20 protein-coding genes are annotated in these 17,516 nt (G+C 70.5%); 16 read left to right on the top strand and 4 right to left on the bottom strand.

Annotated features, from left to right (window positions below; genetic code table 11):
* Positions 1-223: 223 nt before the first annotated feature.
* A complete protein-coding gene (locus WFQ05_RS01150; RefSeq protein ID WP_130519540.1) occupies positions 224-406 on the top strand; it encodes a hypothetical protein in 183 nt (60 codons plus the stop codon).
* 359 nt (positions 407-765) lie between these two features.
* Here WFQ05_RS01150 and WFQ05_RS01145 read toward each other — a convergent pair whose 3' ends face one another.
* Positions 766-1,104 (bottom strand): zinc ribbon domain-containing protein YjdM, encoded by a 339-nt coding sequence (locus WFQ05_RS01145; protein WP_337052282.1) that lies wholly within the window; start codon positions 1,102-1,104, stop codon positions 766-768.
* A gap of 165 nt (positions 1,105-1,269) precedes the next feature.
* Between WFQ05_RS01145 and WFQ05_RS01140 the strand changes: the two genes are divergently transcribed.
* From WFQ05_RS01140 to WFQ05_RS01115, 6 genes are all read left to right on the top strand, one after another.
* Positions 1,270-2,223 carry a cation diffusion facilitator family transporter gene (locus WFQ05_RS01140; protein WP_130519534.1) on the top strand — a complete coding sequence of 318 codons (954 nt, stop codon included), beginning with the start codon at positions 1,270-1,272 and terminating at the stop codon, positions 2,221-2,223.
* A 49-nt stretch (positions 2,224-2,272) separates the two neighbouring features.
* The gene (locus WFQ05_RS01135; protein ID WP_337052281.1) at positions 2,273-3,010 is read left to right on the top strand and encodes a DUF6491 family protein; all 738 of its coding nucleotides are present in this window, start codon (positions 2,273-2,275) and stop codon (positions 3,008-3,010) included.
* A gap of 112 nt (positions 3,011-3,122) precedes the next feature.
* Complete coding sequence (locus WFQ05_RS01130) at positions 3,123-3,605, top strand: peptidylprolyl isomerase (protein ID WP_130519530.1); 483 nt, start codon at positions 3,123-3,125, stop codon at positions 3,603-3,605.
* A gap of 110 nt (positions 3,606-3,715) precedes the next feature.
* Positions 3,716-5,581 (top strand): ABC transporter ATP-binding protein, encoded by a 1,866-nt coding sequence (locus WFQ05_RS01125; RefSeq protein WP_337052280.1) that lies wholly within the window; start codon positions 3,716-3,718, stop codon positions 5,579-5,581.
* 23 nt (positions 5,582-5,604) lie between these two features.
* Entirely contained in the window at positions 5,605-6,021 is a 417-nt protein-coding gene (locus tag WFQ05_RS01120; RefSeq protein ID WP_235871755.1) for a hypothetical protein, read from the top strand.
* Positions 6,018-6,512, top strand: a complete 495-nt coding sequence (locus tag WFQ05_RS01115) for a GNAT family N-acetyltransferase (protein WP_337052278.1) — start codon at positions 6,018-6,020, stop codon at positions 6,510-6,512. The genes WFQ05_RS01120 and WFQ05_RS01115 overlap by 4 nt, the downstream gene beginning before the upstream one ends.
* A 67-nt stretch (positions 6,513-6,579) precedes the next feature.
* On the opposite strand, the gene hemN is transcribed toward WFQ05_RS01115, so the two are convergent.
* The 3 genes from hemN to WFQ05_RS01100 all read right to left on the bottom strand — a co-directional run bounded on the left by hemN (position 6,580) and on the right by WFQ05_RS01100 (position 10,592).
* The gene (hemN, locus tag WFQ05_RS01110; RefSeq protein ID WP_337052277.1) at positions 6,580-7,989 is read right to left on the bottom strand and encodes an oxygen-independent coproporphyrinogen III oxidase; all 1,410 of its coding nucleotides are present in this window, start codon (positions 7,987-7,989) and stop codon (positions 6,580-6,582) included.
* A 241-nt stretch (positions 7,990-8,230) separates the two neighbouring features.
* Positions 8,231-9,028 carry an amidohydrolase gene (locus WFQ05_RS01105; RefSeq protein WP_130519524.1) on the bottom strand — a complete coding sequence of 266 codons (798 nt, stop codon included), beginning with the start codon at positions 9,026-9,028 and terminating at the stop codon, positions 8,231-8,233.
* Between the two features lie 415 nt (positions 9,029-9,443).
* A complete protein-coding gene (locus WFQ05_RS01100) occupies positions 9,444-10,592 on the bottom strand; it encodes a pyridoxal phosphate-dependent aminotransferase (protein WP_337052275.1) in 1,149 nt (382 codons plus the stop codon).
* A gap of 127 nt (positions 10,593-10,719) precedes the next feature.
* On the opposite strand from WFQ05_RS01100, the gene WFQ05_RS01095 reads away from it, so the two are divergent.
* The 9 genes from WFQ05_RS01095 to WFQ05_RS01055 all read left to right on the top strand — a co-directional run bounded on the left by WFQ05_RS01095 (position 10,720) and on the right by WFQ05_RS01055 (position 17,515).
* Complete coding sequence (locus tag WFQ05_RS01095) at positions 10,720-11,211, top strand: DUF3293 domain-containing protein (RefSeq protein WP_337052732.1); 492 nt, start codon at positions 10,720-10,722, stop codon at positions 11,209-11,211.
* Positions 11,212-11,283: 72 nt separating this feature from the next.
* A complete protein-coding gene (gene ccmA / locus WFQ05_RS01090) occupies positions 11,284-11,937 on the top strand; it encodes a heme ABC exporter ATP-binding protein CcmA (protein WP_337052274.1) in 654 nt (217 codons plus the stop codon).
* Positions 11,934-12,617 (top strand): heme exporter protein CcmB, encoded by a 684-nt coding sequence (gene ccmB, locus WFQ05_RS01085; RefSeq protein ID WP_337052273.1) that lies wholly within the window; start codon positions 11,934-11,936, stop codon positions 12,615-12,617. Before ccmA ends, ccmB begins: the two co-directional genes overlap by 4 nt.
* Positions 12,618-12,816: 199 nt before the next feature.
* Entirely contained in the window at positions 12,817-13,275 is a 459-nt protein-coding gene (gene azu / locus WFQ05_RS01080; RefSeq protein ID WP_286577417.1) for an azurin, read from the top strand.
* A gap of 190 nt (positions 13,276-13,465) precedes the next feature.
* Positions 13,466-14,224 (top strand): heme ABC transporter permease CcmC, encoded by a 759-nt coding sequence (gene ccmC / locus WFQ05_RS01075; protein ID WP_130522327.1) that lies wholly within the window; start codon positions 13,466-13,468, stop codon positions 14,222-14,224.
* Between the two features lie 62 nt (positions 14,225-14,286).
* Complete coding sequence (locus WFQ05_RS01070; protein WP_325052717.1) at positions 14,287-14,397, top strand: hypothetical protein; 111 nt, start codon at positions 14,287-14,289, stop codon at positions 14,395-14,397.
* Positions 14,394-14,837 (top strand): cytochrome c maturation protein CcmE, encoded by a 444-nt coding sequence (ccmE, locus tag WFQ05_RS01065; protein WP_337052271.1) that lies wholly within the window; start codon positions 14,394-14,396, stop codon positions 14,835-14,837. The genes WFQ05_RS01070 and ccmE overlap by 4 nt, the downstream gene beginning before the upstream one ends.
* A gap of 186 nt (positions 14,838-15,023) precedes the next feature.
* On the top strand, positions 15,024-16,943 hold the full coding sequence (locus WFQ05_RS01060; RefSeq protein ID WP_337052269.1) for a heme lyase CcmF/NrfE family subunit: 1,920 nt from the start codon (positions 15,024-15,026) through the stop codon (positions 16,941-16,943).
* A complete protein-coding gene (locus tag WFQ05_RS01055) occupies positions 16,940-17,515 on the top strand; it encodes a DsbE family thiol:disulfide interchange protein (protein ID WP_337052268.1) in 576 nt (191 codons plus the stop codon). The genes WFQ05_RS01060 and WFQ05_RS01055 overlap by 4 nt, the downstream gene beginning before the upstream one ends.
* Position 17,516 lies beyond the last annotated feature (1 nt).

Genomic DNA, 17,516 nt, shown 5'->3' with positions numbered 1-17,516 from the left:
TCCCCGCCCACCGGCGCCTGCGACCGGCCGGGTACGCCCCGCTCCCGGCCCTCCCGACGCAGTCCCTGTCCGGCTTCGGCCTGTCCCCCTGCGGCTCACCTTGCCTTGACCGGCGACTGGCCGCATATCGGATTCGACACCTGCACCCGCGCACTGCGGCCGATCCTCTCGCCACGAGGGCGGGTCGCAGCGCCCCCGCCGCTCCACGACGAAGGAGAGCTTCATGCCCCGCACCAGTTCCAAGATCGCCGCCAGCAAGCCCCGCGCCTCCGACAAGAGCGCGCCGCTGACCCACGAGCGCATCCAGGCCGACCTGGCCGCCTTCCGCAAGGCCGGCGGCCGCATCGAGAAACTCGGCAACACCCGCGTGCTGACCAAGGTGGAAGTGCCCGAAGACGGCACCTGACGGGCAGCATCCCGGATGATCCGACAGGCCGCGCAAGCGGCCTGTTGTTTTTTGCGATGCTGGAAACCGGAAAAGAGTGCTTCTCGTAGCTGCGGCGCGAGGCGGGCAAATGCGTCGGCGGGTTGCGCCTCGCGCATCGCGCCTCGAGAGATCGATGAATCCATCGTTCCCCGAAGAACTCGGTCTTTTCCGCCAACGCGGGAAGTGCTTCTCGGCAGACGCATGTCTAACCATCCAGCGCCTTATGAGGCTTCCGCGCGAACGTCCATGGGTTCCCGCTTTCGCGGGAACGACGGTGGAGGGGGTTCCGCAGCGGTGCCTTGCCGAGCGCGCCAGGCACGCAACGTGCGAACGCGCGCTCAGGCCTTGCGCAGGAAGCAGGTCTTCAGCACCAGGCCCTTGATCTTGTCCGAGTGTCCTTCGATGTGTTCGGCATCGTCCTCGACCAGGCGGATGTTGCGGATCACCGTGCCCTGCTTGAGCGGGATGCTGGAACCCTTGACCTTGAGGTCCTTGATCACCGTGACCGTGTCGCCGGCGGCCAACACGTTGCCGTTGACATCGCGCACCACCAAGGCCTGATCGGCGGTGACGGCCTCGGCCGACCACTCATAGCCGCAGTCGGCACAGATCCACTGCGCACCATCGACGTAGGTGTTGTCCAGGGTGCATTGCGGACAGGCGGGGGCGGTGGGCATGAGGCGCAGAACCAGCAAAGAAGGAGAAAGCGCCATTGTACGACCTGGGCCGCACTCCCCCGCACCCGCATCCCCTGCCAGACGCCGCCCTGCACTCGTGCGCTCACGCGCAGGGGACGCGGAGATGACCAACATGCAAGCCCCACCCGCATCGCACCGCCGCCCATGGCCAAGCCCTCCGGCTCCCGTCTTGTCGTCTATGCCGCGCTGGCCGGCAATCTGGCCATCGCCGTGGCCAAGTTCATCGCGGCGTGGCTGTCGGGCAGCTCGGCCATGCTCAGCGAGGGCGTGCACTCGCTGGTGGACACCATCAACGAGGTGCTGCTGCTCTACGGCCTGCACCGCGCGGAGAAGCAGGCCGATCCCACCCACCCGTTCGGCTACGGGCGCGAGCTGTACTTCTGGAGCTTCATCGTGGCGCTGCTGGTGTTCGCCGCCGGCGCCGGCGTGTCGGCCTACGAAGGCATCGCGCATATCCGCCAGCCCGAGCCGGCCAGCAACCATCTGGTGAGCTACATCGTGCTGGGTGTGTCGATGCTGTTCGAGGGCGGCTCGTGGTGGGTGGCGCTGCGCGAGTTCCGCGCGACCAAGGGCGAGCTGGGCTATTTCGAAGCCTTCCGCCGCAGCAAGGATCCGTCCACCTTCACCGTGCTGCTGGAAGACAGCGCCGCGCTGCTGGGGCTGGGCTTCGCGCTGGTGGGCCTGGTCGCCGCGCAGGTGCTGGACATGCCCGTGCTCGACGGGGTGGCCTCGCTGTGCATCGCCGCGGTACTGGCGGTGGCCGCCTTCATGCTGGCGCGTGAGACCAAGGGCCTGCTGATCGGCGAGCCGGCCCAGCCCGGCATCGGCAAGAGCATCCTGGAGATCGCCAACGCCGACCCCGAGGTGGGCAACGCAAACGGCGTGACCACCATCCAGATGGGGCCCAACCAGGTGCTGGCCACGCTCAGCGCCGAGTTCGAGGACACGCGCACGACCGAGCAGATCGAGGCCTGCGTGACCCGCATCGAGGCGGCGGTCAAGGCACGCTATCCGGAGCTGGTGGCGCTGTTCATCAAGCCGCAGACCGAGGCGGTCTACCGCGCGCGCCGCGCCGCATTGGCCCCTGCCGCGCAATGAGGTAAAACGGCGGCGCCCGCCTCTTACGCGTCCATGAAGGACCGATGCAATGCGCCCGACCCTGCTGGCGTGGCTGCTGAGCCTGCCTTTCTGCGCCGCGCACGCTGCCGAGGTCGCACGCATGCCACCGGCGCCTGACTGCCTGAATGCGCGCCGAATGACCGAGGTGCGTCAGGTCGATGCACGCACGCTGGCCATCGTCGCGCACGACGGCCGGCCCTACCGGCTCGGGCTGCAGTCCGACTGCCCCGGCGTGGATGCCGCGGCCGACGCGCGCCTGTTCGGCGCTGAGGGTTGGATCTGCAACGGCGCACCGGCCTATGTGCAGGTCGACGGGCGACGCTGTGCGGTCGCCGCCGTCGAGCCGCTGGACGCCAAGGCCTATGCGCGGCTGATGCAGCAGGCCGATCGGGACGCCATGGCCACGCTCGATACGGTCAAGGTGATCGGCCCGCAGCGCGGCGCCGGCTTCCGAGGCTCGCCGAGCTATTGCTTCGCGCCGCGCTACCTGCGGTCCTGGTCGAGCGATCCGGACGGGTTGCTGGTGGAGGTCTCGCGCCGTCATCCGGGCGGGCATCGCTGGTATCGGGTCGAGCTCACCGGCAGCTGTCCGATGCTGCAGCGCAGTCCGGCGCTCGCGTTCCGCTCGGGTCTGGACCTGGGCATGATCTGCGGCAATCCCGGCGATGTGGTGCTGGGCGATGCGCGCCCGCAAGGCTTCGCGCAGCCGCTGCGCGCGGGCGGCTGCGGCATCGCCACGGTCTATCCGGTCGACATGCATAAATGAACGGGCTGCGGTTGTGTCAGCGCCGGCTTTTGCCTAGGGTAGTGGCGTGTCCTTCTCCTTCGCGTCGTGAAGCCACCGACGTGCTCCCCTCACCCGTTCACGGATGTTTTTCATGGAAATCCAGGATGGCCGCGTGGCCACGATCCACTACACCCTCACCGGCGACGACGGCAGCGTCATCGACCAGTCCGCGCCGGATACGCCGCTGAGCTATCTGCATGGCGCCAGCAACATCGTGCCGGGCCTGGAGAGCGCGCTCACCGGCAAGCAGGTCGGCGACAAGGTCCAGGTCGACGTGCCGCCCGAGCTGGGCTACGGCCCGCGCCACGAGCAGCTGCAGCAGGTGGTGCCGCTGGGCGCGTTCCCGACCGGCGCCAACATCATCCCGGGCATGCAGTTCGAGGCCCATGGCGAGCACGGCCCGCTGGTGGTGACCGTGGTCCAGGTCGGCCCGGACGAGGTCACCGTCGACGGCAACCATCCGCTGGCCGGCAAGACCCTGCACTTCGCGGTCGAGGTCACCGACGTGCGCGAGCCCACGGCCGAGGAACTCAGCCACGGCCACGTGCACGGCCCGGGCGGCGCGCACCACTGATCCATCCGCCATCGCGGCGCGCTGCATCCCGACACCCCGGCCCTCGCGCCGGGGTGTCGGCGTTTGCGGGGTTCTCGTCGTCGTGATCGCCACGGCGCCACAATGGCGCCATGCCGCCTGCCGCCTCCGTCTCGCCCAGCCCCCGCCCCAGCCTGCGCGAGCGCTTCGCCGCGATGCGCAACGTGCCGCCCTTCCTGCGCATGGTCTGGGCGACCAGTCCGTGGCTGACCGTGGGCAGCCTGGGCCTGCGTCTGATCAAGGCGCTGCTGCCGATCGCCGCGCTGTACGTGGGCAAGCTGATCATCGACGAGGCCGTGCGCCTGGTCGGCGCGGGCATTCCGCTGGATTCGCTGGCCGATGCGCTGTCCAGCGGCCGGCTCACCCGGCTGATGGAACTGCTGGCGCTGGAATTCGTCCTGGCGATCGGCTCGGACCTGCTAGGCCGGGCGATCAGCTACGCCGACACGCTGCTCTCCGAGCTGTTCACCAACGCCACCAGCATCCGGCTGATGGAGCACGCGGCCACGCTGGATCTGGAGGACTTCGAAGACCCCGAGCTGCAGGACAAGCTGGATCGCGCGCGGCGCCAGACCATGGGCCGCATGAACCTGCTCAGCCAGCTGTTCGGCCAGGTCCAGGACACCGTCACCGTGATCAGCTTCGCCATCGGCCTGCTGGCCTATGCGCCATGGCTGATCGCGCTGCTGGTGGTGGCGCTGGTGCCGGCCTTCGTCGGCGAGTCGCACTTCAACGCGGTGGGCTATTCGCTCAACTTCCAGTGGACGCCCGAGCGCCGCCAGCTCGAATACGTGCGCCAGACCGGCGCCAGCGTCGAGACCGCCAAGGAGGTGAAGATCTTCAACCTCCACCGCTTCCTGATCGAACGCTACCGTAGCCTGGCGCAGAGCCTGTTCGCCGCCAACCGCGCGCTGGCGCGTCGGCGCGCCCTGTGGGGCACGGCGCTGGCGGCGCTGGGGTCGCTGGGCTACTACGCGGCCTATGCCTACATCGCCTGGCGCACGGTCAAGGGCGATTTCTCGATCGGCGACCTGACCTTCCTGGCCGGCAGCTTCCTGCGCCTGCGCCAGCTGCTGGAGGGCCTGCTGGTGGGCTTCTCGCAGGTCGCAGGCCAGGCGCTGTACCTGGACGATCTGTTCTCCTTCTTCGCCATCCAGCCGGAGATCACCTCGCCGGCCGAGCCGGTGCCGTTCCCGCAGCCGATCCGTCAGGGCTTCGTGTTCGAGAACGTCGGCTTCCGCTACCCGGACGCGCAGCACTGGGCGGTGCGGCATCTGGATTTCGAACTAAAGGTCGGCGAGGTGCTGGCCCTGGTCGGTGAGAACGGCGCGGGCAAGACCACCCTGGTCAAGCTGCTGGCGCGGCTATACGACCCGGACGAGGGCCGCATCCTGCTGGACGGGCGCGACCTGCGCGAGTACGACCTGGACGAACTGCGCGCCAATGTCGGGGTGATCTTCCAGGACTTCGTGCGCTACTACCTCACCGCCAGCGAGAACATCGGCGTGGGCCGGATCGAGGCGATGGACGATGCCCCGCGCATCCGCGCCGCCGCGCACAGCGCGCTGGCCGACCAGGTGATCGAAGGCCTGCCGGGCGGCTACGAGCAGCTGATCGGGCGGCGCTTCAAGACCGGCGTGGACCTGTCCGGCGGCCAGTGGCAGAAGATCGCCATCGCCCGGGCCTACATGCGCCAGGCGCAGGTGATGATCCTGGACGAGCCCACCGCCGCGCTGGATGCGCGCAGCGAGTTCGAGGTGTTCCAGCGCTTCCGCGAACTGTCCGAGCAGCGCACCGCGGTGCTGATCTCGCATCGCTTCTCCTCGGTGCGCATGGCCGACCGCATCCTGGTGCTGCACCTGGGCCGGATCGAGGCGGTCGGCACCCACGAGAGCCTGCTGGCCGAGGGCGGTCGCTACGCAGAGCTGTTCGAGCTGCAGGCCGCCGGCTATCGTTGATCGCCTGGCTCGAGGAGTTTTCCATGCAACCCACCATCGTCCGCACCGCCGCCCTGCTGGCCTGCCTGCTGTGCCTGCCCGCCCTGGCGCAGACCCCGGCGCCGGGCAGCGAGGGCTGGAACCCCGCCGACATCGCCCAGGCCAAGGCCCAGGCCGATCGCGACGAGGCCTCGCTGCCGCCCGCTCTGAGCCAGGCCATGCGCGCGGCGCAGCAGGACACGCTCGAACGCGGCGTCGCCGCCTGCGCCTCGCCGAAGGCCGACACCACCCCGTTCGTGATCGTCGCCCGGCTGGATGCGCGCGGCGGCATAGCCCGCACCTGGCGCAAGGGCGATACGCCGCTGGCGATCTGCCTGGACCGCTTCCTGCGCGGACGCGTGCTGCTGGCCCCGCCGCGCGCACCGTTCTTCGTGTCCTTCGAGCTCAGCTTCACGCCGTGACCGATCCGGTGCGCATCCGGCCTGCGCGCGTCGAGGACGCCGAGGCCATGAGCGCGGTGCTGCGGCAGATCATCGCCGTCACCGACCGCGAGCGTCCGAGCGACCGGGAGACGGTGCTGGCCCGCTACATCCAGCACCCGGCGCGCCTCCAGTGCAGCCTCGCGCAGGACGCGCAGGGGCGCGTGCTCGGCTTCCAGTCGCTGATCCGGGCCACGGCGGGCAATCCGTACGACGTCCCTGAGGGCTGGGGCATCATCGGCACGCATATCAGCCCCCGGGCGCATCGGCTCGGGATCGGCAAGGCGCTGTTCGCAGCCAGCCGGCAGGCGGCCATCGCGGCAGGGCTGGAGAAGATCGATGCCTACATCGGCGCCGACAATCCCGCGGGCCTGCGCTACTACGAGGCCATGGGGTTCCGCACCTATCGGGAACCGGCGGGCATCGTGCAGAAGTGCTTCGTGGTGACGCGCGCGCCGTCCGAAGCGACCTGAATTACGTCGCGCGCAGGTTGCCGCTGGACAACGGTGCGGGCGGCGTTGAAGACCGCCCTGCCCGGCCTCACACCGCGCGCGAGTGCCGCCCCTCCAGGCCACCCTGGGCCAGGTAGCGGTCGAAGCGCATCGCCACCAGGCGCAGCAGACCGCGCCCGCGCGCGGTGACCTGGATGGCCTCGGGTGCGACCTGCACCAGGCCGTCGCGCACCAGCGGCGCCAGCGCATCGATCTCGTCGCGGAAGTAGTCGTCGAAGCGGATGCTCCAGGCGCGCTCGACCTGTTCTGCCTCCACCCGCCCGCCACACATCAGCCGCTGGATCACATCGGCGCGGATGGCGTCGTCCTCGTCCAGCAGCACGCCGCGCATCGTCGGCAGCCGGCCCGCATCCAGCGCCGCCTCCCAGGCCGGCAGCTCGCGCGGATTCTGGCTGTAGCTGTCGCCGACATGGCTGATGGCGCTGACGCCGAAGCCCAGCAGATCGGTCTGCGCATGGGTGGTATAGCCCATGAAGTTGCGGTGCAGGCTGCCGCAGCGCAGCGCCACCGACAGCGCATCGCTGGGCAGGGCGAAGTGGTCCAGGCCGATGTATTCGTAACCGGCCGCGCGCAGCCTGCGCACCGCCAGTTCCAGCAGCGCCAGCCGGCCTTCGGCATCGGGCAGCGCGTCCTCGTCGATCTGCCGCTGCGCGCGGAACAGCGCGGGCATGTGCGCATAGCCGTACACCGCCAGCCGATCCGGACGCAGTTCCAGGGTCTGGTCCAGCGTGCGGGCGAAGCCCTCCAAGGTCTGGTGCGGCAGGCCGTAGACCAGGTCCAGATTGATCGACCCGATGCCGTGGGCGCGGCAGCCGGCGACCACCGCATAGGTCTGCTCGAAACTCTGCACGCGGTTGATCGCGTGCTGCACGCCGGGCGAGAAGTCCTGCACGCCCAGGCTGGCGCGGGTGAAGCCGCAGGCGCCCAGCGCGGCCAGATGCGCCGGCGTGGTGGTGCGCGGGTCCAGCTCGATGGAGATGTCGCGGTCGGGCGCCTGGCTGAAGCGGAAATGGCGGCGCAGGCCGTCCACCACGCGCGTCAGCTGCGCCGCGTCGAGGAAGTTGGGCGTGCCGCCGCCGAAGTGCAGCTGCACCACCTCGCGGTCGGGCTCGAACAGCGCCGCCACCTGCGCGATCTCGCGCTCCAGGTGGCGCACGTAGCGATCGCCGGCCAGCGGGCTGCGCGTGATCACCCGGTTGCAGCCGCAGTAGAAGCACGGACTGGCGCAGAACGGCACGTGCACGTACAGCGAGAGCTGCCGCGAGTAGTGGCCCACGTTGCTCTGCCGCGCCTGCTCGGCGAACTGCGTCGGCCCGAACGCCGCATCGAACTGCAGCGCACTGGGATAGGAGGTGTAGCGCGGGCCATTGACGCCGTAGCGCCGCAGCAGGTCGGCGTCGAAGGACCAGTCGCCGGATTCGGGAAGGGCGGGATACATGCGCCCATGGTCGCGGCCCGGCGCGCGGGCCGCCTTGACTTGGATCAACCCGGTTCGGGGTTGTGCCTCAAACCTGGCAGGTCGCCGCTCCTACCCGAACTCAGGATGCGGACGCGTGCAGAAGTGGATCTCCTTACGCGGTCGGGCGATGAAATCGAACCGCGCTTGCGGGCAAGGCAACGCGCGCTGGGTTGTCGCTTCGATCTACCGAACTGCCCGCAGGCGAAGGACAACCCACACCTCAAGCCAGCTCGAAGCGGTCCGCGTCGAGCATCGCCGGGAAATGCGCACGGTGCGCCAACAGCGCCTGCGCCGAGACCGCGGCGTAGGTCAGCCCCTCGGCGGCGTCGGCCTCGGCCAGCGGCTGGCCCAGGGCATCGAGCACCACGCTGTCGCCGGCGTAGCTGAGGTTGTTGCCGTCGGTGCCGACGCGGTTGACCGCGGCCACCACGCACAGGTTCTCGATCGCCCGCGCGCGCAGCAGCGTCTGCCACGCATAGCGGCGCGGCGAGGGCCAGTTGGCGACGAACAGCTGCAGGTCGAAGTCCAGCTGCCCCGGGCGCTCGACATCGAAGCGGTTGCGGCAGAACACCGGGAAGCGCAGGTCGTAGCAGACCTGCGGATTGATCCGCCAGCCCTTCCATTCCACGCTCAGGCGATCGCGGCCCGGCGCATAGCGCTGATGCTCGCCGGCATAGCGGAACAGGTGGCGCTTGTCGTACCAGGACAGCCCGCCATCGGGCGTGGCCCACAGCAGGCGGTTGAACACGCCCTCCTCGGTGCGCAGCTGCACGCTGCCGGTGACCGCCGCGTCGAGCTGCCGCGCCTGCTCGACGATCCAGGCCACGGTCGGCCCGTCCATGCCTTCGGCGCGATCGATGGCGTCGTTGGAGAAGCCGCTGGTGAAGGTCTCCGGCAGGATCACCAGGTCGGCCTTGCCGGCCGCCGGCGCGATCAGCTCGCCGTAGTAGCTGCGGTTGCCGGCCGGGTCGTGCCAGCGGGTCGCGCCCTGGACCAGGGCAATGCGGAGGTCTTGCATGGGCGTGCTCTTCGGAACGGGGGCTTGGGAGTCTGGACCTGAAGATTACGCTCAACCCGGACGACGCGATCACGCGTCGACCGCTTCGATGCCTCACCGTTCAAGAATTCCTCCCCCGTCATTCCCGCGAACGCGAGAATCCAGCGTCCGGGACGCTTGCCCGAAAGCCCCTGGGTTTCCACCTGCTCGGGAACGATGGTTGAGGCGTTCCCGAGGCGGCGCCCGCCTTTGCCCCCTCCCTTTGGCCGCAGGCCAAGGGGAGGGCTGGGGAGGGGTCGCTCTTCGCGGGGAAGGCCAAAGCAAAGGCAAAAGCAAAAAGCACCCCCTCCCAACCTCCCCCTTCGCTTCGCGAAAGGGGAGGAGCCGTCTCCACACTTCTGGAAGAACGGAGACGACGAGTGCGCCGTCCCTGCCCTCAGAGCTTCACCAGCCGCTCGATCGCCGCATCCAGCGTGGCGGCGTTCTTGGCGAAGCACAGCCGCGCCAGGCGCTGGCCGGCCGGCGGGGTCTCGTAGAACGGCGACAGCGGGATCGCGGTGACGCCGTGCTCGATCGTCAGCCATTTCACGAACTCGATGTCCGGCAGGTCGCTGACCGCCGAATAGTCCACCAGCTGGAAATACCCGCCCGGCACCGGCAGCGGCTTGAGCCGGGTGCCCAGCAGCTGCTCGCGGAAACGGTCGCGCTTGGCCTGGTAGAACGCGCCGAGCTGCTCATCGTGTTCCGGCTCGGCCTGCAGCATCGCGGCGAAGGCGTGCTGGGCCGGGGCGAAGCTGGTGAAGGTGTTGTACTGGTGGACCTTGCGGAACTCGGCGGTCAGCGCCGGCGGGGCGATGGCGTAGCCGATCTTCCAGCCGGTGCAGTGGTAGGTCTTGCCGAAGCTGGACACCACGAAGGCGCGCCGCGCCAGCTGCGGCCAGCGCAGCACGGACTCATGCACGCGGCCGTCGAAGACGATGTGCTCGTAGACCTCGTCGGACACCAGGAAGATGTCGGTGCCTTCCAGCAGGTCGCTCAAGGCCTGCAGGTCGGCCTTGCCGAACATGGCGCCGGAGGGGTTGTGCGGGCTGTTGACCATGATCAGGCGCGTGGCCGGCGTGATCGCCGCGCGCACCTGGTCCCAGTCCACCGCGAAGGTCTGCGGGTCCAGCGCCACGTGCACGGCGCGCGCGCCGGCCAGTTCGATCGCCGGCTCGTAGCTGTCGTAGGCCGGGTCGAGCACGATCACCTCCTCGCCCGGGCGCACCACCGCGTGGATGGCGTTGAACAGCGCCTCGGTGGCGCCGCTGGTCACGGTGATCTCGGTGTCCGCGTTCACCTGGGCGCCGTAGCAGCGCAGCACCTTGGCGGCGATGGCCTGGCGCAGCGGCGCCACGCCGGTCATCGGCGGGTACTGGTTGTGGCCGGCGCGCATGGCGCGGTCCAGCTCGTCCACCAGCCGCTGCGGGACCGGGAAATCAGGGAAGCCCTGGCCGAGGTTGACCGCGCCGTGCTCGGCGGCCAGCTGCGACATCACGGTGAAGATGGTGGTGCCCACGCGGGGCAACTTGGTCTGCGGCTGCATCGGTCCGGAAGAGGGCGGTCGGTGGGGGCCGCAAGTGTACGCAATGGCGTCGGGCACGCCGGTGACCCGGCCCGGGCCGGGGCCCCCACGACCTTGGTCTGACTGGCGCCGGCGCCGCGCCGTGCCCATGATCCGCGCCATGGACGGGGAACTGGAACAGACACCACCGGCGCTGGGCGACCTGGCCCGGCTGTATGCCGCCGCGCACTACTTCGTGGTGGTGGGGCGCAAGGAATGGCTGTTCCAGGTCGGCCAGTCGGCCGCCGACGTGGAGCGCCAGCTCGGCGCGCGCAGCTACCAGTTCGTCACCGCCTGGAATCCGCGCTCCTGCCCGGCCGGCGAGGCGCGCAACCTGGAGGCCGCCCAGGTCCTGGAACAGCGCCTGCGCGAGACCAGCCTGAGCATCCACCGCGCCCTGGGCTGCAATGCGCAGGGCGGCGCGGTCGAGCACGGCTGGCTGGTGCTGGACGTGGGCTGGGACCAGGCCGACGCGCTGGCGCGCGACTTCGGCCAGGCCGGCACGCTGTACTGGCTGGCCGGCGAACCGGTGCGCCTGCGCATGCAGGCCCCGCGCCCGCACGATGCGCCCGACGACATGTTCACCGACTGGACGGGCTGAGCGGCGCGCGCGCCCCACGGTCCCAAGTTCCCCGGCAGGCCGCGATCGACGACCTCCCCTAGAATGCGGCCGATGACGTCCGATGCCCCGCGCCCGCCCCTGCTGTCCGTCCAGGCGCTGGCCTTCAGCCGCAACGAGGAGCCGGTATTCGGGCCGCTGGCGTTCCAGCTCGACGCCGGCGAGGCGCTGCTGGTCCAGGGCGGCAACGGCGCCGGCAAGACCACGCTGCTGCGCGTGCTGGCCGGCCTGCTGCGCGCCGACGCCGGGACCATCGCGCTGGAAGGGCGCAGCGCCGATGCGCACGCGCGTTCGCTGGCGATGGCCTACCTGGGGCACCTGCCGGCGCTGAAGGGCGACCTGGGCGCGCTGGAGAACCTGGAGTTCCTGTGCGGCCTGCACGGCCGCCGCGCCACGCTCAGCCCGGCCCAGGCGATGGCCGCCACCGGCCTGGCCGGCTACGAGGACACCCTGGCCCGGCAGCTGTCGGCCGGGCAGAAGAAGCGCCTGTCGCTGGCCCGGCTGTGGCTCTCCCCGGCGCCCTTATGGCTGCTCGACGAGCCCTACGCCAACCTCGACCTGGACGGCATCACCCTGGTCAACCGGATGATCTCGGCGCATCTGGCGCAGGGCGGCGCGGCCCTGGTCACCACCCACGGCGCCTACGCCGCCCCGCCGGTGCGCACCCGGCAGCTGCTGCTCGCCGGGCGCGAGCAGGTCGCCGCGTGAGTCCGCCCACCCTGCCCGGCACCGCCGCCGCGCTGCTGCGCCGCGACCTGCGCCTGCTGTGGCGCCGGCGCGGCGACGCCCTGCAGCCGGCCCTGTTCGCGCTGCTGGTGGTGGTGCTGTTCGCCCTGGCGCTGGGCGCCAACCCGCAGCTGCTGGCGCGGGTCGCGGCGGCGGTGCTGTGGCTGGCCGCGCTGCTGGCCGGGCTGCTGACCCTGGACAGCCTGTTCCGCGGCGATGCCGAGGACGGCTCGCTGGAGCAGTGGATCCTGGCGCCGGTGCCGCTGGCCTGGCTGGTGGCGGTGCGGGTGCTGGCGCACTGGCTGGCGACCGCCGGCCCGGTGCTGATCGCCACCCCGCTGCTGGCCGAACTGCTGTACCTGCCGCGCCCGCTGCTGCCGGTGCTGATGGCCTCGCTGGCCCTGGGCACGCCGCTGCTGAGCCTGCTCGGCGCGGTGGTGGCCGCGCTGACCGTGGGCATGCGCCGGGCCGGGGTGCTGCTGGCCCTGCTGGCGCTGCCGCTGTACGTGCCGGTGCTGGTGTTCGGCGCCGGCGCGGTGGCCCGGGCCGCGGAAGGGCTGGACCCGGGCTTCGCCCTGCTGATGCTGGCGGCCGGCCTGGCGCTGGCCATCGTGCTGGCGCCGCTGGCGGCGGCCGCGGCGCTGCGCATCGCCACCGAGTAGGCCTCGCTTCCACCTGCCCGAGCGCGCCCCACCCGCCGCGGCGCTTCCCTTTCCGGCCCCGACTGTCAGACCATCGGCCAGTTCCACCCATTACAGTGATCGCGCGATCCTGTGCCCCACACCTGCACGGCGCCTCGCGCGGTCCAGCCCTCAAGCCTTCGCCCGCTTCCACGTCCCAACCCTCACCGGAGTTCGAAACATGCGTCCCTACCTGATCGCCGCCGCCATCCTCGCCGCGTCCGCGTCCTGTGCGTCCTTCGGCGCGCGCGCCGCCACCTGCTCGGCCGACCTGGAAGGCAACGACATGATGAAGTACAGCCTGACCAATATCGATGTGCCCAAGAGCTGCGCCAACTTCACCATCAACCTCAAGCACACCGGCAAGCTGGCCAAGACCGTGATGGGTCACAACGTGGTAATCGGCAAGACGGCCGACATGGCCGGCATCGACAGCGACGGCATGAAGGCCGGCGCGCCGGCGGACTACGTCAAGGCGGGCGATGCGCGCGTGGTGGCCCACAGCAAGCTGATCGGCGGCGGCGAGAGCACCTCGGTCAGCTTCCCGGTGGCCAAGATCGCCAGCGGCGGCCCGTATTCGTTCTTCTGCAGCTTCCCCGGCCACTCGACCCTGATGAAGGGCACGCTGACGGTCAAGTAAGCCGGCGCGCGCGGCCCGGGCGTCCCCGGGCCGAGGCGGCCGCGGTGTGCGGCGCAGCGTGGCGGCCGTCCTTGCTTTTGGTGGACAATCCGGGCACCGCCGCGCCGCCCACCCTGCCTGGCGCGGCCTCGGCATTGCCTTCGCCCGACGGGTGCCAGCTGGCGTCTTTCCGCAAGCCCCACGAGTCTCGATGTCCCAGAAGAATGCGCTAGTGCTGTGGTTCCATCGGCTCGGTTCGCCGCCGGTGTTCGATCGCTTCGCCGCGCGCTGGGCGCCGTGGTGCTTCGGCATCGGCCTGGTCGCCATGCTGGTGGGGCTGTGGCAGGCCTTGTTCGTGGTGCCGGCCGACTACCAGCAGGGCGACAGCTTCCGCATCCTCTACATCCACGTGCCCGCCGCGTGGATGAGCCTGTTCGTGTTCGGGCTGATGGCGCTGTACGCGGCCATCGCCCTGATCTGGCGCATCAAGCTGTGCGAGATCCTGGCCATGGCCTGCGCGCCGATCGGCGCGGCCTTCACCGTCATCACCCTGGCCACCGGCTCGATCTGGGGCAAGCCGATGTGGGGCACCTGGTGGGACTGGGACCCGCGCCTGACCACCGAGCTGATCCTGCTGTTCCTCTACCTGGGCGTGATGGGCCTGTACGGGGCCATCGAGGACCGCCGCGCCGCCGCCCGCGCCGCCGGGCTGCTGGCCATCGTCGGGGTGGCGCTGCTGCCGGTGATCCGCTATTCGGTGGTGTGGTGGAACTCGCTGCACCAGGGCCAGACCATCAGCCTGATGGGCCCCTCGCACATGGACGCCAGCATGATCACGCCACTGTGGATCATGGTGCTGGCGACCAAGGCCTGGTTCGCCGGCTCGCTGCTGCAGCGCGCGCGCCTGGACAACCTGCGCCGCGAGGCCGGCAAGGACTGGGTGCTGCGGCTGGCGGAGGCACGTCCGTGAGCTATCTGCCCTACGTCATCGGCGCCTATGCGGTGTTCGTGATCGTGCTGGCCTGGGACTTCCTGCTGCCGCGCCTGCAGCTGCGTCAGCTGCTGCGCAGCGCGCGCCAGCGCCAGGCCCGCGCCCAGGCCCGGCGCGTGGCCGCGCCCGCGCAGACCGAGCTGCCGCGATGAATCCGGTCCGCCGTCGCCGTCTGCTGCTGGTCTGCGCGCTGCTGGTGGCCGCGGGCCTGGCCACCGCCCTGGTCGCCGCGGCGCTGTCGCGCAATGCCAACTATCTGTTCACCCCGGCCGAGGTGCTCTCCGGCCAGGCCGGTGAGCATGCGCGCTTCCGCCTGGGCGGGATGGTCGAGCGCGGCTCGTTCAAGCGCGCGCAGGGCTCGATGGAGGCGCATTTCCGCGTCACCGACGGCGATGCGCAGCTGCCGGTGGTCTATACCGGCATCCTGCCGGACCTGTTCCGCGAGGATCAGGCGGTGGTCGCCACCGGCTCGATGCAGGGCGGCCAGTTCGTCGCCACCGAGGTGCTGGCCAAGCACGATGAGACCTACATGCCCAAGGAAGTCGCCGACAAGATGGGCAAGGCGCATCAGAAGCATCAGGTGAAGCAGTGAGGTCTGGCAGGTGCGGGACCGGGGACCGGGGACCCGGGACCCGGGAAAGCGGCATCCCAAGGTCTGAAGCGGCTGCGCGCCCTGAGCGATCGCGGTTGCGCGCTTCGATGCGTCCACACGGCATCGAGCTTTCGCCCTTCTCTTTTTCCGGGGCCCGGGTCCCGGGTTCCCGGTCCCGGCTCCACCATGCTTCCTGAGCTCGGCCAGTTCGCCCTCATCCTCGCGCTGCTGGTGGCCCTCGTGCAGGCGGTGCTGCCGGCGCTGGGGGCGCAGCGCGGTCGCGTGGCGTGGATGGCGATCGCGCGGCCGGCGGCGATCGCGCAGCTGGCCGCGGTGTTCATCGCGTTCGCGGCGCTCACCGCCGCGTTCGTGCAGCAGGACTTCTCGGTGCGCTACGTGGCCGAGAACTCCAATTCGCTGCTGCCGCTGGTCTATCGCTACACCGCCGTGTGGGGCTCGCACGAAGGCTCGCTGCTGCTGTGGGCGCTGGTGCTGGCCGGCTGGAGCGCGGCGGTGGCCTGCTTCTCCACGCATCTGCCGCAGGTGGTGGTGGCGCGCGTGCTGGCGGTGATGGGCGTGGTGGCGGTGGGCTTTTTGTCCTTCCTGCTGCTCACCTCCGATCCCTTCGTGCGGCTGCTGCCCTCGCCCGGCGAGGGGCGCGATCTCAATCCGCTGCTGCAGGACCCGGGGATGATCATCCATCCGCCGATGCTCTACATGGGCTATGTGGGCTTCGCGGTGCCCTTCGCCTTCGCCGTGGCCGCGCTGCTGGACGGCACGCTGGATGCACGCTGGCTGCGCTGGACGCGGCCGTGGACCAATGTGGCCTGGGCGTTCCTGACCGGCGGCATCGCGCTGGGCAGCTGGTGGGCGTATTCGGAGCTGGGCTGGGGCGGCTGGTGGTTCTGGGACCCGGTGGAGAACGCCAGCTTCATGCCCTGGCTGGCCGGCGCGGCGCTGATCCATTCGCAGGCGGTGACCGAGAAGCGCGGGTCTTTCCGCGGCTGGACGCTGCTGCTGGCCATCGCCGCGTTCTCGCTGTCGCTGCTGGGCACCTTCCTGGTGCGCTCGGGCGTGCTGACCAGCGTGCATGCGTTCGCGGCCGATCCCACGCGCGGGCTGTTCGTGCTGGTATTCCTTGGCATCGTGCTCGGCGGCTCGCTGCTGCTGTACGCGCTGCGCGCGCCGCAGATGGGCGACGGCAAGCCGTTCGCGGCCAGCTCGCGCGAGACCCTGCTGCTGGCCAACAACGTGCTGCTGGCCTGCGCCTGCGCGATGGTCGCGCTGGGCACGCTGTATCCGCTGCTGGCCGATGCGCTGGACCTGGGCAAGATCTCGGTCGGCCCGCCCTACTTCAGCCTGCTGTTCCTGCTGCTGATGGCGCCGCTGGTGCTGCTGCTGCCGTTTGGGCCGTTGTTCAAATGGCAGCGCGAGCAGGCCTCGCGCGTGGCCGCGCTGCTGGCGCCGTGGGCGGTGCTGGCGTTGATCGGCGGCGGCATCGCGTACTTCATCGCGCCGCAGGGCCAGTGGAAGACCGCCGCCGGCATCGCCGGGGCGCTGTGGGTGGCCGCCGGCACGCTGCGCTTCGTCTGGCAGCGGCTGCGCGCGCAGGGGCGGCTGACCGCCGAGATGCTCGGCATGAGCCTGGCGCATCTGGGCATCGCGGTCTTCCTGGTCGGCGCGCTGCTGGTCGAGGCGCTCAACGTGCAGCGCGAAGTGGCGCTACGCCCCGGCCAGACGGTCGAGGTCGGCCACTACGGCTTCACCTTCGAAGGCGTGCAGGAAAGCCGCGGCCCCAACTATGTCGCCGACCGCGGCACGCTGCAGCTGACCCGGCGCGATACGCCGCTGCAGACCCTGCATCCGGAGAAGCGCGCCTATGCCAGCGGCGGTCAGGTCATGACCGAATCGGCCGTGCGTCCTGGCGTGCTGGGCGATGTGTACGTGGCGCTGGGCGAACCGCTGGGCAACGGCGCCTGGGCGGTGCGCATCCAGGTCAAGCCGATGGTGCGCTGGATCTGGGCCGGCGCGGTGTTGATGGCCTTGGGGGGGCTGGTCAGCGCCAGCGATCGCCGCTTCCGTCGCCGTCCGGAGGCCACGCCGTGAGCGCATCGGCCGAGCGTCGCGGCATCTCGCGCGGCGCGCTGATCATCGGCGCGCTGTGCCTGGCCGCGCTGTTCGCGCTGCTGCTGGTGGCCGTGCAGCGCTCCGACCGCCCCGACCGCCAGGCCTTGCCCTCGGCGCTGATCGGCCGCCCGGCGCCGGCCACGGTGCTGCCGCTGCTGCACGCGCCGGGCAGCACCCTGGATCTGGCCACGCTGCGCGGCCGGCCCTACGTGCTCAACGTCTGGGGCAGCTGGTGCCCGGAGTGCCGGGTCGAACACCCCACCGTCAGCGCGCTGGCGCGCTCGGGCAAGGTGCGCGTGATCGGCTATGCGTTGAAGGATGATCCGGCCGATTCGCTGCGCTGGCTGCAGCAGTTCGGCAACCCCTACGAGGCCGTGGTCAGCGACGTGGAAGGCAAGGCCTCGCTGAACTGGGGCATCTACGGCGCGCCGGAGACCTTTCTGGTCGACGCCGGCGGCATCGTGCGCTGGAAGCATGTCGGCCCGCTCGACCAGACCATCGTCGAGCGCGAACTGCTGCCGGCGCTGGCCGCCGCGGAGCGGGCGCGATGAA

Origin of the sequence: Pseudoxanthomonas sp. USHLN014 (assembly GCF_037153335.1) — a bacterium.
In the GTDB taxonomy this organism is placed as follows: Bacteria; Pseudomonadota; Gammaproteobacteria; order Xanthomonadales; family Xanthomonadaceae; genus Pseudoxanthomonas_A; species Pseudoxanthomonas_A winnipegensis.
This window is presented reverse-complemented; position numbering and strand designations above follow the sequence as displayed.